Below are 15,687 nucleotides of genomic sequence, written 5' to 3'. Positions count from 1 at the left end.
TCAGGCGCTTCTTAGTGCATCTTGGGCAGTTCGGCGCCCAGCCACTTGACGTACAGCTTGTTCAGCTCGCCGTTGGCGGTGTTCTTCGCGACGAAGTCGTTCACCGACTTCAGCAGCGCGTCCTGGCCGGGGCGCATGGCGACGGCCATCTCCTGCTGGCGCAGCACGAACTTGGGCTCGAAGGCGCCCGGCTGGCGCTTGTTGATCTGCGCGGCGACGGTGGTGGAGCAGCCGATCGCGTCGACCTGGCCGGAGATCAGGGCCTGCATGGCGGAGGCGTCGTCGTCGAAGCGGCGGATCTCGGTGCCCTGCGGCGCGATCGCGGTCAGCGCGACGTCCTGCGTGCTGGCACGGGCCACGCCCACGCGCGCGCCCTTGAGGTCTTCGGCCTTGCCGATGGCCTTCTTCTTCTCGCCGAACAGCACGATGGTGGCGGCGGAGTAGGGCTTGGAGAAAGCCACCTGCTTGGCGCGCTCGGGCGTCACGGCCAGCGAGGCGATCAGCAGGTCGACCTTGTTGGTCAGCAGAAAGGGGATGCGGTTCGGGCCGGTCACGGGCACCAGGTTCACCTTGACGCCCCACTCCTTGGCCAGCAGGCGGGCCACGTCGGCGTCGTAGCCGTCGGGCTGGTTCTGCGCGTTGGTGGTGCCGTAGGGCGGGAAGTCCACCAGCAGGCCGACGTTGATCTCGCCCTTCTTCTTCAGGTCTTCGGGCGTCTGGGCGAAGGCGGGAGCGGCGGCGAGCACGACGCTGGCGGCCAGGCCGAGGGCGGCGAAGGCGCGGCGGGACAGGGATTGCATCTGGGAAGTCTCCGGTTGGGATAAGGAAGAAGGGCTCAGCGAGCCAGCGCCGCCGCCTGGCGGCGCTCCATGCGCGCGGCCAGCAGCGACAGCGGCCAGCACAGCGCGAAATAGACCAGCGCCACCAGGCTGAACACGATCAACGGCTGGAAGGTGGCGTTGTTGATGATCTGGCCGGCGCGCGTGACCTCGGCGAAGCCGATGATCGCGGCCAGCGACGTGCCCTTGATCACCTGCACCGCGTAGCCCACGGTGGGCGGCAGGGCGATCCTGAAGGCCTGCGGCAGCACGACGTCGCGCATGCGGTCGAAGTAGTGCAGGCCGAGCGCCTGGGACGCTTCGGTCTGGCCCTGCGGGATCGCCTGGATGCAGCCGCGCCAGATCTCGCCGAGGAAGGCGCTGGTGTTGAGGATCAGCGCCGCGCCGGCGGCGACCCACGGGTTGATGTCGAGGCCCAGCACGGGCGCGCCGAAGAAGATCAGGAACAGCTGCAGCAGCAGCGGCGTGCCCTGGAACACCTGCACGAACACGGTGGCGACGCCGCGGGCGAAGGCGTTGTCGCTGGTGCGGGCGAGCGCCACGGCCAGGCCGCCGATGGCGCCGCCCAGGATGGCGATCAGCGACAGCGCGATGGTCCAGCGCGCCGCTTCCAGGATGAACAGGAATTCGGGGAAGCCGAAGGTGCGCATCAGCGGCGGTCCGGGTAGTGGAGGGCCATGCGGTAGATGGCCCGGAACAGGAACGAGAACGCCAGCGCCAGCGCGAGATAGATCGCCGCCACGACGATGTAGATCTCGAAGCTGCGGAAGGTCTGCGACTGCAGGTTGGCCGCCACCGAGGTAAGGTCGTCGGCGGAGATGGCCGATACCACCGCGGAGCTGAGCATCAGCAGGATGAACTGGCTGGTGAGCGCGGGATAGATCGCCTTCAGCGCCGGCTTCAGGATGATGAAGCGGAACACCTGGTGGCGCTTCAGGTTGAGCGCCAGTCCCGCCTCGATCTGGCCGCGCGGGATCGATTCGATGCCGGCGCGGATGATCTCGGTCGCATAGGCGCCGAGGTTCACCACCATCGCCACCAGCGCCGCGGCGTGCGCCGACCAGCGCAGCCCCAGGGCCGGCAGCGCGAAAAAGAAGAAGAACAGCTGCACCAGGAAGGGCGTGTTGCGGATCAACTCGATGTAGGTGTTGACCGGAAAGCGCAGCCACTTCGGACCCGAGGTCTTGGCCCAGGCGCAGACGATGGCGACGGCGAGGCCGAGGGCGGTGGCCGTCAGCGACAGCTGGATCGTGATCCAGGTGCCCTGCAGCAGCAGCGGCCAGGCGGCAAGGACGTCTTCGAACTGGAAGGTGTAGTTCACAGGACTGAAACCGGTTTCTGACGGCGATTATAGAAACCGGTTTCAGGATTTCATCAGGGTAATCCCGTACTTCAACGCGGACGCGAGGAAGGCCGGACCACGAGCGTGCCGGGCAGCAGGATGTGCCGCGGCGGCAGCGCGAGGCCCTGCAGGCGCTCCAGCACGCAGCCGGCCGCCAGCCGGCCGAGGGCATCGGTGGGTTGCGCGATGGTGCTCAGTCCCGGCCCGACGAGGTGAGCCCATTCGGTCTCGTCGATGCCGACGAAGCCGAGGTCCTCGCCGAAGCGCCAGCCCAGGCGGGCGACGGCATCGGCCACGCGGAGCGTGATCACCGCGTTGCTGGCGAGAACCGCGGGCCGGCGGCCGGCGGCGCGCAGTTCGCGCAGCTGCGCCTCGAGGGCCGCGGCATCGGCCGCGGCGGACTCGAAGCTGCGCCCGCGCACGGCGGGGTGGTCGTGCAGGAAGGCGCGGAACGCGGACTCGCGCTCCTGGCGCGAGCTCACGCCGTCCACCGGTTCGGTGACGTACAGCAGCTCGTCCCAGCCCTGCTCCACGAGATGGCCCGCGGCAAGGCGGATCGCGCCGGCGTTGTCGAGGGATACGAAGTCCGCCTGCATGTCGGCGTGCCGCCGGTCCACCAGCACCACCGGACGCCCCTCGCGGGCCGCGGCGGCCACGGCGCCTTCGTCGCGTCCCAGCGTGTTGAGGATCATCCCGTCCACCTGGTAGGAGCCGAGCGCCTGGATCGCGTCGCGTTCCCGCTGGCCGTCGTCGCCCAGGTTGAACAGCATCAGCAGGTAGCCGGCTTCCTGGCAGGCCTTCTCGGCGCCGCGCAGCACCGCCACCGAGAACGGGTTGGTGACGTCGGCCACGACCAGGCCGATCAGGCGCGAGCGGCCGCGCTTGAGGGCCTGCGCCATCGGGCTGGGCGTGTAGCCGAGCGCGGCGATCGCGGCCTCGACGCGGGTCGCGATCTCCGGCGTCAGCAGCTCGCCGCGATTCAGGAAGCGCGAGACGGTCGCCTTGGACACGCCGGCCCGGTCCGCCACGTCGGCGATGGTGCTCCGGGCAACGGCGGGGACGATGGAGGGTTCGGGAAGCTTGGCGCGCATGCTGAAACTGAAACCAGTTTCAGGATCGTAGCGCGAACTCAGGCGACGGTCGACAGGGGCAGCCCGGCGATCTCGCCGAGCAGCGCCGCCAGCTGCCGGGCGGCGGCGGCGAGCACGGCTTCGCCCTTGGCCGCGGTGGCGGCCGCCGCATTGCCGGCGGCCCCTTCGCGGTTGTAGTCCTCGATGGACCAACCGAGCTTGGCGCTGCGGCCGTTGCCCAGGATCGGATAGTTCGCCGCGCGCTCGCGCGAGGTCGAGGCGAAGTCGCGGGCCTTCCCCATGCGGACCGTCTGCGGCGCGAGCGCCAGCATCAGCGAGGTCTCCATGTCGCCGGCATGCACGCCGAAGCGATGTTCGTCGGCCGGGAACAGGTGGTTCACTTCGTCGCCGAGCGGCAGGTTCCACCAGCTGCAGCCATAGACGATCAGCTTGCAGCGCACGCGCAACTCGCGCGCGACGATGTCCAGCACGCTGGCCTGGCCGCCGTGCGCGTTGAACAGCAGCAGCTTCTTCACGCCGGCGCGCGCGACGCCTTCGCCGATCGCCACCCAGGTCGCGATCACGGTCTCGATGGGCAGCGTCAAGGTGCCGCGGAAGGCAGCGTGCTCGGGGCTGTAGCCGATCTTCTGCGTGGGCAGGACCAGCACGGAGGCGTCGGCGGGCAGTTGCGGCAACGCGCGGTGGACGATGCCGTCGACGAGCGCGTGGTCCACGGCCAGGGGGAGATGCGGGCCGTGCTGCTCCGTCGCGCCGACGGGGAGCACGGCCACGGTCTTCACCGGGTCGAGGCCGGCGAAGTCGGTGGTGGTGAGGTCGGCCCAGTAGCGCGAGGGAGGCGGCATGGCGGCATCTTACGGCGTCGGGTTCGGGCCCTACTTTGTCATTGCGGGCTTGACCCGCAATCCATGGATCCCGGGTCAAGCCCGGGATGACAAGCCCGCGCGGTCAAGCCCGGGATGACAAGGCAAAACTGGCCGCCTTCACCACGCTCGCCGCATCCACCCCGAAGAACGCCCGCAACGCCGCCCGCGTGTCGCTGCGCCCGAATCCGTCGGTGCCCAGCGTCAGGTAGCGACGCCCCTGCGGCACATAAGCACGGATGGTCTCCGGCACCGCCCGCACGTAGTCGCTCGCCGCGATCACCGGGCCGTTGCCGGCCAGCACTTGCGCGATGTAGGGCGTGCGCGCCTCGCCGCCCTCGAGCGCGGCCCGTTCGCACTCGACACCCTCGCGCGCCAGCTCGCTCCAGCTCGTGACGCTCACCACATCCACCGGGATGCCGTCGGCCGCCAGCTGCTGCGCGGCCTTCACCACCTCGGTCAGGATCGCGCCCGACCCCAGCAGCGTCACGCGCTGCCGCGCCGTTTCGTCGCCGTAGCGCGCGAAGCGGTAAGCCCCGCGGATCACGCCCTCGCGCGCGCCCTCCGGCAGGTCGGGCTGCGCGTAGTTCTCGTTCATCAGCGTGACGTAATAGAAGACGTCGCGCTGCTCCACCAGCATCTCGCGCATGCCCTGGTCGACGATCACCGCCATCTCGCCGGCGAAGGCCGGGTCGTAGGCCTTGCAGTTCGGGATGGTCGCGGCCACCAGGTGGCTGCTGCCGTCCTGGTGCTGCAGGCCCTCACCGCCGAGCGTGGTGCGGCCGGACGTGGCGCCGAGCAGAAAGCCTCGGGCGCGCTGGTCCGCCGCCGCCCAGATCGCGTCGCCGACGCGCTGGAATCCGAACATCGAGTAGTAGATGTAGAAGGGCAGCATCGCCACGCCATGCACGCTGTAGCTGGTGGCCGCGGCCGTCCAGCTCGCGATGGCGCCGGCCTCGCTGATGCCTTCTTCCAGGATCTGGCCGTCGAGCGCTTCGCGGTACGACAGCACCGAGCCGATGTCCTCCGGCTCGTAGCTCTGGCCCGCGCTCGAATAGATGCCCACCTGCTTGAAAAGGTTGGCCATGCCGAAGGTGCGCGCTTCGTCGGCCACGATCGGCACGATGCGCGGACCGAGCTGCGGATCCTTCAGCAGCGTTCCGAGCAGCCGCACGAAGGCCATCGTGGTGGACATCTCCTTGCCCGCGGCCTGCAGCGCGAACTGCGCGTAGGACGCCGCGTCCGGCACCGGCACCACCTCGCACTGCGTCTGCCGCTGCGGCACGTAGCCGCCCAGCGCTTCGCGCCTGGCGTGCAGGTAGCGCATCTCCGCGCTGTCTTCCGCCGGCCGGAAGAATGCCAGGTCCTTCGCCTGTTCGTCGGTGATCGGCAGGTTGAAGCGGTTGCGGAATTCCAGCAGCGCCGACTCGTCCAGCTTCTTCTGGCTGTGCGTGGTCATGCGGCCCTGGCCCGCGCTGCCCATGCCGTAGCCCTTCTTGGTGTGGGCCAGGATCACGGTCGGCTGGCCGCGGTGCTTCGCCGCGGCGTCGTACGCCGCGTGGATCTTCACCAGGTCGTGGCCACCGCGCTTGAGGCGGTCGATCTGCTCGTCGGTCATGCCCTGCGCCAGCCGCGCCAGCGCCTCGTTCTGGCCGAAGAAGTTGTCGCGGTTGAAGCGCCCGTCCTTCGCCGCGAAGGTCTGCATCTGGCCGTCGACCGTGTGCGCGAAGGCCTGCACCAGCGCGTTCGTGGTGTCGCGCGCGAACAGGCCGTCCCAGTCGCTGCCCCACAGCAGCTTGATCACGTTCCAGCCGGCGCCGCGGAACAGCTTCTCCAGTTCGTCGACGATCCTGCCGTTGCCGCGCACCGGGCCGTCGAGGCGCTGCAGGTTGCAGTTCACCACCCACACCAGGTTGTCCAGCTTCTCGCGCGAGGCGAGCGTGAGCGCGCTCATGCTCTCGGGCTCGTCCATTTCGCCGTCGCCGAACACGCCCCACACCTTGCGGCCTTCGCAGTCCAGGACGTTGCGGTGGGTGAGATAGCGCATGAAGCGCGCGTGGTAGATCGAGCTGATCGGACCGATGCCCATGGAGCCGGTCGGGAACTGCCAGAAGTCCGGCATCAGCCAGGGGTGCGGATAGCTGGAGAGGCCGCGCGCGTCCTGCGCCGGCGCGCCGATCTCCTGGCGGTAGTGCGCGAGGTCGTTCTCGCTGAGCCGCCCTTCGAGGAAGGCGCGCGCATACACGCCCGGCGCGCTGTGCGGCTGGAAGAACACCAGGTCGCCCTGCTCCGCGCTGCGGGCGCGGAAGAAATGGTTGAAGCCGACCTCGAACAAATCCGCCGCGCTGGCGTAGCTCGCGATGTGCCCCCCGAGTTCGCCGTAGGCCGTGTTGGCGCGCACCACCATCGCCAGCGCGTTCCAGCGCATGAGGGAAGCGAGCTTCTCCTCGATCGCCAGGTCGCCCGGGAACACCGGCTGCTTTTCCACCGGCACCGTGTTCACATAAGGGGTGACCAGTTCCGGCGACCAGCCGACGTGCGGATCGCGCGCCAGCGTCGCCAGTTGGTCGAGCATGAAGCGGGCGCGCACCGGCCCTTCGGCGGCGACCAGCGCCAGGAAGGCGTCGCGCCATTCGGCGGTCTCGGCAGGGTCGGCGTCGCCGTGCTGGTCGGCGAGGTAGCGGGTGATGCTGTGGTCGGCCATCGTGCGACTGTAGGCCGGATGGGGCCGCATGGGCTCTCGAAGATCGGCTGGATCGGCTGCTCTGCAGCATAGAATGCCGCAAACAACCAGCTTTCCGGCACGCCATGCAACTCGACGCCGTCGACCTCCGCATCCTGGCCGAGCTGCAGGCCGACGGCGCGCTCACCAACGTGGAGCTCGCCCGGCGCGTGCACCTCTCGCCGTCCCCGTGCCTGGCGCGCGTCAAGGCGCTGGAGGCGGCCGGCGTGATCGCGCGCTACGTGGCCCTCGCCGACGCCAAGCTGCTGGGCCTGGGCCTCAACGTCTTCATCAACATCAGCCTGAAGACCCAGTCGAAGGAGTCGCTGGCCGATTTCGAGCGCCGCATCGCCGAACACGACGAAGTGATGGAGTGCTACCTGATGACGGGCGACAGCGACTACCTGATCCGGGTCGCCGTGCCCGACATCGCGGCGCTGGAGCGCTTCATCCTGGAGCAGCTCACGCCGATTCCGGGCATCGAGAAGATCCGCTCCAGCTTCGCCCTCAAGCAGGTCCGCTACAAGACGGCCTTGCCGCTGCCACGCGGGTCGGCCAGGAACTGACATCCGACGCGTCTCCCCGCCGACCGCTCGGCGGTGGTGCATCCCGCAGCGAGTAGCGCGTTCCGGCGGCTGACCGCGAACGCGCCCGGGGAGATCATTTTCCCCATGAAAGCCAAGCTTGCCTTCCTCGCCGACCCCGAGCATCGCCGCACGGCCATGCTGCTGGCGACGCTCTCCCTGGCCAGCCTGGTCCTGCCCTCGATGGACCAGTGCACCCGCGGCCCGTCGCTCACCGCCTTCGTGCTGACGCACCTGAACTGGTTCTTCTGAAAAGCCCGCGCGGGCGTCCCGGTTGCGAAACCGGGACAATGGCGGGATGACGCAAGAGCTGTTCCGCCAGGACGCCTACCTGCGGGAGACGCCCGCCACGATCGTTTCGGTCGGCGAACAGGGCGTGATCCTCGATCGCACCGTCTTCTATCCCCTCGGCGGCGGCCAGGCCGGCGACAGCGGCGTGCTGGTGCTCGCCGATGGGCGCACGCTGCAGGTCGCAGACACCCGCAAGTGCAAGGACGCCGAAGGCAAGCCCACCAGCGGCATCGCCCACGTGCCCGCGCCGGGACAGGAGGCTCTGCTCGAAGCGCTGCAGCCCGGCCAGCCCGTGGTGGCGCGGATCGACTGGGACCGGCGCCACAAGCTCATGCGCTTCCACACCAGCACGCACCTGCTGTGCCACCTGGTGCCGCAACTGGTCAACGGCTGCTCGATCACGCCGGAGTACGCCCGCCTGGACTTCAACATGACCGACCCGCTGGACAAGGACCGGCTCACCGAGGGCATCGCGCGCCTGGTGGCTGCGTCGCACGGCGTGGAGGTGGGCTCCATCAGCGACGAGGACCTCGATGCCAACCCCGCGCTGGTCAAGAGCATGTCGGTGCAGCCGCCGCGCGGCACCGGCCGCGTGCGCACCATCCGCATCGGTTCGGCCGGCAGCTCCATCGATTACCAGCCCTGCGGCGGCACCCACGTGGCCAACACCTCCGAGATCGGCGGCGTGGTCGTCACCAAGATCGAGAAGAAGAGCGCCACCACCCGACGGGTGGTGCTCGGCTTCGCCTGAGCGGATGGAACTTCGTTCCACCTGCCCCGCTCCATCCCTGCGATGAAATTTTCACGCATCCTCGCTGCCCTGGCCTTCGCCGTCCTGCCCTGCCTCTCCTGGTCGCAGGGCGCTGACAAGACCTTGGTGAGCACCGAGCGCGTGCGCGCCGAACTGATGGCCCATGCGCCCGAAGGGGTGCAGCCCGGCAAGCCGGTGTGGGTGGGGCTGCAGCTCACGCACCAGCCGCAGTGGCACACCTACTGGAAGAATTCGGGAGACTCCGGCCTGCCCACGCAGCTGACGTGGACGCTTCCCGCCGGCGTCGTCGCCGGCGACATCGCATGGCCGGTGCCGAAGAAGATCCCGATCGGGTCGCTGGCCAACTACGGTTACGAAGGCACGGTGCTGCTGCCGGTGCCGCTGACGATCACGCGGGACTTCAAGCCTTCGCTGCTGTCCGGCGACCTCGACATCCAGCTGCGTGCCGACTGGCTGGTGTGCAAGAAGGAATGCATCCCCGAGCAGGGCGAGTTCCGGCTGAAGATTCCCGTGCAGAGCACGACGGCCATGCACGGGCAGGCTTTCGACGCGGCCTTCGCCGCGCAACCGAAGCCGGTCCTCCCGGGCACCGCCGGCATCGTGCCGGACAGCACCGCGCGCATCGACGGCGACGCACTGGAGGTCACGGTGCAGGGCCTGCCCGTGAACCTGCGCGGCAAGACGCTGGACTTCTATCCGGAAACCGGCGAGGTGATCGACAACGGGGCGCGCTGGACGCAGTCCTGGAACGGCGGCGCCTGGACCGCGCGCGTGCCGCTGTCGGCGCAACGCGCCGCGAGCCCCGGGGTGATGCCGGTCGTGCTGGGCTCCGGCGGACAAGGCTGGCGCACCGAGCTCAAGGTGGTGGGCAACTGGCCCGCCATCGTCCTGCCGGCCGCCCTCTCGCCGGAACTGCAGCAGGCGCTGCGCGACAACGCGGCCAAGCCGCCGGCCGCTTCCGTCGGACTCGCGGCCGCCTTGCTGGGCGCGCTGCTCGGTGGCCTGATCCTCAACCTGATGCCCTGTGTCTTCCCGGTGCTGGCGATCAAGGTGGTGGGTTTCACCCGGCATGCGGACGATCGCCGCGGCCATCGCACCAGCGGATTGGCGTACACGGCGGGCGTGCTGGTGTCCTTCGCCGCGCTCGGCGGCCTGATGCTCGCCCTGCGCGCCGCCGGCGAGCAACTGGGCTGGGGATTCCAGCTGCAGTCGCCCGCGGTGGTGGCGGCGCTGGCGGCGTTGTTCACGCTGATCGCGCTGAACTTCGCCGGCGTCTTCGAGTTCCGCTCGCTCCTGCCGAGCCGCGTGGCGACGCTGGAAGCGCGCCATCCGGTGCTGAACGCCTTCCTCACCGGCGTGCTCGCGGTGGCGGTGGCCTCGCCCTGCAGCGCACCTTTCATGGGGGCGTCGCTGGGGCTGGCAATCAGCCTGCCCGCCCCGCAGGCCGTGGCGATCTTCCTGGCGCTGGGTCTCGGCATGGCCTTGCCCTATCTCGCCGCGAGCTGGGTGCCCGCGGTCGCGCGCTGGCTGCCCCGGCCGGGCGCCTGGATGGAAATCTTCCGGCGCCTGATGGCCTTCCCCATGTTCGCCACGGTCGCCTGGCTGGTGTGGGTGCTGGGCCAGCAAAGCGGCGTCGACGGTGCCGGCGCGCTGCTCGCGCTGCTGGTGGCCATGAGCATGGTGGTGTGGGCGCTGACGCTGCGCGGCCGCGCGCGCATCGCGCTCTCGCTCCTCGCGCTCGCCGGCGTGCTGGGCGTGGCCTGGGCCACGGGCGGCGCGATCACGCGGCCGGCGCCCGCCGCCGCGGTGGCAGCGGCGCAGGATCGCTGGCAGCCCTGGTCGGCGCAGCGCGTGCAGGAGCTCGTTGCCTCCGGCCAGCCCGTGTTCGTCGACTTCACCGCGGCCTGGTGCGTCACCTGCCAGTACAACAAGAAGACCACCCTGGGCGACCGCGAGGTGCTCGAGGCCTTCGACGCCGCGAAGTTCACGCTGATGCGCGCCGACTGGACGCGCCGCGATCCCGCCATCACCACGGCACTGGCCGAACTGGGGCGCAGCGGCGTGCCCGTCTACGTGATCTACCGGCCCGGGCGCCCGCCGGTGGTCCTCTCCGAGGTGCTCGGGGTGGACGAAGTGCGCGCCGCCATCTCTCCCCTCTGAGGAGGTCCGCATGAAGCGCCGATCCCTGATCGCGCTGCCTGTCCTGCTGCTGGCTGCCGCCGCCCAGGCGGCGCCCGCCGTGGGCCAGGCCGCGCCCGACTTCACCTTGACGGATGCCGCCGGCAAGACGGTGAAACTGGGCGACTTCCGCGGCAAGGTCGTGGTGCTGGAGTGGACCAACCCCGGCTGCCCCTACGTGCGCAAGCACTACGACAGCGGCAACATGGCGTCCACCCAGCAGGAGGCGGTGGCGAAGGGCGCGGTGTGGCTGTCGATCAATTCGACCGAGAAGGCCAGCTACGACTACATGGAACCGGCGAAGCTGGCGGCATGGCAGAAGGACCGCCGCATGCAGCCCACGGCCACGCTGATGGACGAAGAGGGCGGCACCGGCAAGGCCTACGGCGCGCGCACCACGCCGCACATGTACATCGTCGATCCGCAGGGGCGGCTGGTGTACGCGGGCGGCATCGACAGCGTCCCTTCCAGCAACCCGGCGGACATCCAGCGCGCGGTGAACTACGTGAAGCAAGCCGTGGCCGAAGCGACCGCCGGCAAGCCGGTCACCCACGCCGTGACGCGCCCTTACGGCTGCTCGATCAAGTACAAATCCTGAACGGCCGCGAGCCGGCTTTCCTGTAGGCTGGGGTGCAACCCCGGCGGTGCGCCGAAGGCGCCGGGGTTCCACCCCAGCCTACATCATGAGCACGATCCACGAACTGCGCCGCATCCTCGGCAGCTGCCGCACCCTCGCCGTTGTCGGCCTGTCGCCGCAATGGCATCGCCCCAGCTTCTTCGCGGCGAAGTACATGCAGGAGCACGGCTACCGCATCGTGCCGATCAATCCATCGGCTCCGGAGATCCTGGGACAGCGCAGCTATCCGAGCGTCACCGCCGCCGCGCAAGCCGGCGAGAGGATCGACATGGTCGACTGCTTTCGCAAAAGCAGCGACATCCCGCCGATCGCCGACGAAGCCATCGCGATCGGCGCCAAGTGCCTGTGGATGCAGATCGGCGTGATCGACGAAGCCTCGGCCGCGAAGGCGCGCCAGGCCGGGCTCGACGTGGTGATGGACCGCTGCGTGAAGATCGAGCATGCGCGCCTGTTCGGCGGCCTGAACTGGGCGGGCGTGAACACCCAGGTGATCTCGGCGCGGCGTCCGCAGCAGCTGTTCTACTGAAAGCAATGGCGAACGACCACGACTACGGTTTCGGCACTCGTGCCATCCACGCCGGCGCCATCCCCGACCCGGTGACCGGTGCGCGCGCCACGCCGATCCACCAGACCACCAGCTTCGTGTTCGACTCGGCCGAACACGCCGCGAGCCTGTTCAACCTGCAGACCTTCGGCAACGTCTACAGCCGCATCAGCAATCCGACGGTGGCGGTGCTGGAAGAACGCGTGGCCTCGCTGGAAGGCGGCCGCGCAGCGCTCGCCTGCGCGACCGGCATGGCGGCGCAGATGACTGCGCTCCTGGCGATCCTCAAGGCCGGCGACCACATCGTGGCGGCCTCCACGCTCTATGGCGGCAGCGTAGGGCAGCTGGGGATCGGCTTCCAGCGCCTCGGGATCGAAACGACCTTCGTCGACCCCGAGGACCCCGACAACTTCCGCCGCGCGATCCGCCCAAACACGCGCGCGGTATACGGCGAGACGCTGGGCAACCCGCTGGTGAACGTGTTCGACATCGAGGCGGTCGCGCGGATCGCGCACGAGCACGGCCTGCCTCTGATCGTCGACAACACGGTGGCGAGCCCCTACCTGTGCAATCCCTTCGCCTTCGGTGCCGACATCGTCGTGCACAGCGCCACCAAGTACCTCGGCGGCCACGGCACCACCATGGCGGGCGTGGTGGTGGAGTCGGGCAAGTTCGACTGGGGCAGCGGCCTGGCGAAGGAGAAATTCCCCGAGATGCTGGAGCCGAGCCGCGCCTACCACGGCGTGAAGTTCTACGAGACCTTCGGCGACTTCGGCTACACCATGAAGGCGCGCATGGAGGTGAACCGCACCTTCGGCGGCGCCCTGTCGCCGCTGAATGCCTGGCTGATCCTGCAGGGCATCGAGACGCTGCACCTGCGCATGCAGGCGCACTGCCGCAACGCGCATCGGGTCGCGGAATTTCTCGGCGACCATCCGCTGGTGGGCTGGGTCAACTACCCGGGGCTCGCGACTTCGCCGCACCATGCGCTGGCGAAGAAGCAGTTCCGCGCCATCGACGGCCGGCCCGGCGCCTCCGGCATCCTCACCTTCGGCATCCGCGCCGACGATGCGGTGAAAGCCGGCGAGCGCTTCATCGACGCCTGCGAGTTCCTCAGCCACCTCGCCAACATCGGCGACGCCAAGACGCTGGTGATCCATCCGGCCTCGACGACGCACCGCCAGTTGAACGAGGAAGAACTCGCGCGCGCCGGCGTGCGTCCCGACATGATCCGGCTGTCCGTCGGCATCGAGGACGTGGAAGACATCCTGTGGGATGTGGACCAGGCGCTGCGCGCCGCAGTGGCCTGAGGGGGTTTGTAGCCGCGTAGGGTGGGCAAGCTCCGCTTGCCCACCATGACGGCTGCGACGCTCCAGCCCGGTGGGCAAGCAAGCTTGCCCACCCTACGGACTCTCGCAGGCCGCAGCGCTCAGGCCTTCTCCAGCCAGAAGAACAGGCCCGGGATCGGCTCGCCCTGGTCCTCCCGCACCGCCCGCCGCTCCATCGCCACCACGCGAAACCCGTGCTGCTCCGCCAGCCTGCGGATGCCCGGCTCCGAATGCGCGTAGCGCAGGCTCGGACGCAGCACCACCTCGCCCTCGCGGCTCTCCTCCACCGAAAAGCAGAAGCTGCCACCGGCAGGCATGCGCCGCGCCAGCGCCGCAAAGACGCCCTCCAGCGCCCCGACGTAGATGAACACGTCGGCACAGATCGCCAGCTCGATGCTCTCCCGCGAGGCCTGCAGGTGCTCCAGCACGTCGCCGCGCTGCAGATCGTCGTACACGCCCTGCGCCGCCGCCTTCTCCAGCATGCCGGCCGACAGGTCGACGCCGCCGAGCCGGTCCACCAGCGGCCGCAGCAGGCGCCCGCACAGGCCGGTGCCGCAGCCGAGATCCACCGCGTGCGCCCACCGACGCCCCAGGGCCGCGAGCCGGCCCACCAGCACCTGCGGTGCGTCGTAGCGCAAGGCTTCCACCACGTGCCGGTCGAACTCGCCGGCATAGCCGTCGAAGAGTCCTTCCACGTAGTGCCGCGGCGGATGCGCGGGCGCGTCGCCCTGCGCCAGGCCCGCCAGGTAGTAATTCAGGAGTTCGGCGTCGCCGCCACGGGCCAGGGCCTCGCGATAGGAGCCCGCGGCTTCATCCGGGCGCCCCAGGGCCTTCAGCACGTTGCCGCGGTACATCCACAGCACGGGGGCGGGGCCGATCGCGATCGCGAGCGCGCGCTCGAACATCGCCAGCGCCTGTGGCAGGTGCCCCAGCTCCGCATGGGCCGTCGCGCAGTGGCCCAGGGCCTCGGCGTTGTCCGGCTCCAGCGCGACCGCCTCCTGCAGCAGGGCGAGCGCCTCTTCGGTGCGCCCGAGCTTCAGGCGCACCGTGCCCAGGTTGGTCAGCACCGACGGCCGCCCCGGAGCCAGCGCCAGCGCCGCCGCGAAATGGCGTTCGGCCGGCTCCAGCCGCCCGGCTTCGTAATGCGCCACGCCCTCCAGGAACAAGGTGCGGGCCTGCTCGAATGCGCCAGCCATGGTCCTCCAATGGAGCCGGGATCATAGGCCCTGCGAGAATGCGGGGATGTTCGCGCCGCTTGCCAACGATACCTTCCTGCGGGCCTGCCTGCGCCAGGCCACGCCCTACACGCCGCTCTGGCTGATGCGCCAGGCCGGCCGCTACCTTCCCGAGTACAAGGCGACGCGCGCCCGTGCCGGCAGCTTCATGGGCCTGGCCACCAACGTGCAGTACGCGACCGAGGTCACGCTGCAGCCGCTGGCCCGTTTCGCGCTGGATGCCGCGATCCTGTTTTCCGACATCCTGACCGTGCCCGATGCCATGGGCCTGGGCCTGAGCTTCGCGGAGGGCGAAGGTCCCAGGCTCGCGCGGCCGCTGCGCGACGAGAAGGCGGTCGCCGCCCTGCAGGTGCCCGATCTCGACAAGCTGCGCTACGTGTTCGATGCGGTCACCTCGATCCGCAAGGCGCTCCACGGCCGCGTGCCCCTGATCGGCTTTTCGGGCAGCCCCTGGACGCTCGCCTGCTACATGGTCGAGGGCAGCGGCTCCTCGGACGACTGGCGCGGCGTCAAGAGCATGCTGTACAGCCGTCCCGACCTGATGCACCGGATCCTTTCGGTCAACGCCGATTCGGTCGCCCAGTACCTCAACGCGCAGATCGACGCCGGCGCGCAGGCCGTGATGGTGTTCGACAGCTGGGGCGGCGCGCTGGCCGACGGCGCCTTCCAGCAGTTCAGCCTGCAGTACACCGCCCGGGTGCTCGCCGGCCTCAAGCGCACCGGCCCCGACGGCAGCGTGATCCCGCGCATCGTCTTCACCAAGGGCGGCGGCCTCTGGCTGCAGGACATGGGCGCGCTCGACTGCGACGTGCTCGGCGTCGACTGGACGGTCAACCTCGGCCGCGCCCGTGCGCTGGTGGGCGGCAGCAAGGCGCTGCAGGGCAACCTCGATCCGGCGGTGCTGTTCGCGCCCCCCGAGCACGTGGCCCGCGAGGCGCGCCGCGTGCTGGACGATTTCGGCGCGCCGCACGCCGGCGACGGCACCGGCCCCACGCACATCTTCAACCTCGGTCACGGGATCAGCCAGCACACGCCGCCGGAGCACGTGCAGGCGCTGGTCGAGGCGGTGCATTCGCACTCGGCGCGCCTGCGCGGTGTCGCAGCGCCCCGGTGAATTTCCCGCATCGGGGTGTTCCCTAGCGGGCAAGGGTTGGAATCCTTCTCGGGACGGCTTGACTTGTGCACAGAAACTGTGTTGCGGCGCATCCAGCCGGTCCTTGGGTTCTCGAGTGCGCTCCGAAAACAGTAGCGCGCGTAAGTCCTT

15 protein-coding genes are annotated in these 15,687 nt (G+C 69.7%); 8 read left to right on the top strand and 7 right to left on the bottom strand.

Annotated elements, in window-relative coordinates:
- Positions 1 to 11: 11 nt before the first annotated feature.
- The 6 genes from VF522_RS08455 to mdeB form a co-directional block, all read right to left on the bottom strand.
- Positions 12 to 800, bottom strand: coding sequence for a transporter substrate-binding domain-containing protein (locus VF522_RS08455; protein WP_330907797.1), 789 nt, complete (start codon positions 798 to 800; stop codon positions 12 to 14).
- 35 nt (positions 801 to 835) lie between these two features.
- Positions 836 to 1,489: an amino acid ABC transporter permease gene (locus VF522_RS08450; RefSeq protein ID WP_330907796.1), complete on the bottom strand. Its 654-nt coding sequence runs from the start codon at positions 1,487 to 1,489 to the stop codon at positions 836 to 838.
- Positions 1,489 to 2,160 (bottom strand): amino acid ABC transporter permease, encoded by a 672-nt coding sequence (locus tag VF522_RS08445; RefSeq protein WP_330907795.1) that lies wholly within the window; start codon positions 2,158 to 2,160, stop codon positions 1,489 to 1,491. Before VF522_RS08445 ends, VF522_RS08450 begins: the two co-directional genes overlap by 1 nt.
- Positions 2,161 to 2,231: 71 nt before the next feature.
- Entirely contained in the window at positions 2,232 to 3,272 is a 1,041-nt protein-coding gene (locus VF522_RS08440; protein ID WP_330907794.1) for a LacI family DNA-binding transcriptional regulator, read from the bottom strand.
- A gap of 38 nt (positions 3,273 to 3,310) precedes the next feature.
- Positions 3,311 to 4,114, bottom strand: a complete 804-nt coding sequence (locus VF522_RS08435; RefSeq protein ID WP_330907793.1) for a creatininase family protein — start codon at positions 4,112 to 4,114, stop codon at positions 3,311 to 3,313.
- 103 nt (positions 4,115 to 4,217) lie between these two features.
- A complete protein-coding gene (gene mdeB, locus VF522_RS08430; protein ID WP_330907792.1) occupies positions 4,218 to 6,836 on the bottom strand; it encodes an alpha-ketoglutarate dehydrogenase in 2,619 nt (872 codons plus the stop codon).
- A 104-nt stretch (positions 6,837 to 6,940) separates the two neighbouring features.
- Between mdeB and VF522_RS08425 the strand changes: the two genes are divergently transcribed.
- The 7 genes from VF522_RS08425 (at position 6,941) to VF522_RS08395 (ending at position 13,170) form a co-directional block, all read left to right on the top strand.
- Positions 6,941 to 7,420: an Lrp/AsnC family transcriptional regulator gene (locus tag VF522_RS08425; RefSeq protein WP_330907791.1), complete on the top strand. Its 480-nt coding sequence runs from the start codon at positions 6,941 to 6,943 to the stop codon at positions 7,418 to 7,420.
- 105 nt (positions 7,421 to 7,525) lie between these two features.
- Entirely contained in the window at positions 7,526 to 7,690 is a 165-nt protein-coding gene (locus VF522_RS08420; protein WP_330907790.1) for a hypothetical protein, read from the top strand.
- Between the two features lie 46 nt (positions 7,691 to 7,736).
- Positions 7,737 to 8,480, top strand: a complete 744-nt coding sequence (locus tag VF522_RS08415; RefSeq protein ID WP_330907789.1) for an alanyl-tRNA editing protein — start codon at positions 7,737 to 7,739, stop codon at positions 8,478 to 8,480.
- 42 nt (positions 8,481 to 8,522) lie between these two features.
- Positions 8,523 to 10,661, top strand: coding sequence for a protein-disulfide reductase DsbD family protein (locus tag VF522_RS08410; RefSeq protein ID WP_414709475.1), 2,139 nt, complete (start codon positions 8,523 to 8,525; stop codon positions 10,659 to 10,661).
- A 10-nt stretch (positions 10,662 to 10,671) separates the two neighbouring features.
- Positions 10,672 to 11,277, top strand: coding sequence for a thioredoxin family protein (locus tag VF522_RS08405; RefSeq protein ID WP_330907788.1), 606 nt, complete (start codon positions 10,672 to 10,674; stop codon positions 11,275 to 11,277).
- 85 nt (positions 11,278 to 11,362) lie between these two features.
- Positions 11,363 to 11,842 (top strand): CoA-binding protein, encoded by a 480-nt coding sequence (locus VF522_RS08400; protein ID WP_330907787.1) that lies wholly within the window; start codon positions 11,363 to 11,365, stop codon positions 11,840 to 11,842.
- A gap of 5 nt (positions 11,843 to 11,847) precedes the next feature.
- Complete coding sequence (locus VF522_RS08395; protein ID WP_330907786.1) at positions 11,848 to 13,170, top strand: O-acetylhomoserine aminocarboxypropyltransferase/cysteine synthase family protein; 1,323 nt, start codon at positions 11,848 to 11,850, stop codon at positions 13,168 to 13,170.
- A 119-nt stretch (positions 13,171 to 13,289) separates the two neighbouring features.
- On the opposite strand, the gene VF522_RS08390 is transcribed toward VF522_RS08395, so the two are convergent.
- Positions 13,290 to 14,384 carry a tetratricopeptide repeat protein gene (locus tag VF522_RS08390; protein WP_330907785.1) on the bottom strand — a complete coding sequence of 365 codons (1,095 nt, stop codon included), beginning with the start codon at positions 14,382 to 14,384 and terminating at the stop codon, positions 13,290 to 13,292.
- Between the two features lie 46 nt (positions 14,385 to 14,430).
- Here VF522_RS08390 and hemE point away from each other — a divergent pair, with 46 nt between their 5' ends.
- Positions 14,431 to 15,537, top strand: coding sequence for a uroporphyrinogen decarboxylase (gene hemE, locus VF522_RS08385; RefSeq protein ID WP_330907784.1), 1,107 nt, complete (start codon positions 14,431 to 14,433; stop codon positions 15,535 to 15,537).
- Positions 15,538 to 15,687: the final 150 nt, after the last annotated feature.

The sequence above is a fragment of the Ramlibacter sp. genome (assembly GCF_036383835.1).
Lineage (GTDB): Bacteria > Pseudomonadota > Gammaproteobacteria > Burkholderiales > Burkholderiaceae_C > Ramlibacter.
The sequence above is the reverse complement of the archived record's forward strand: the minus strand, read 5'-3'. Positions and strand labels throughout refer to the sequence as shown.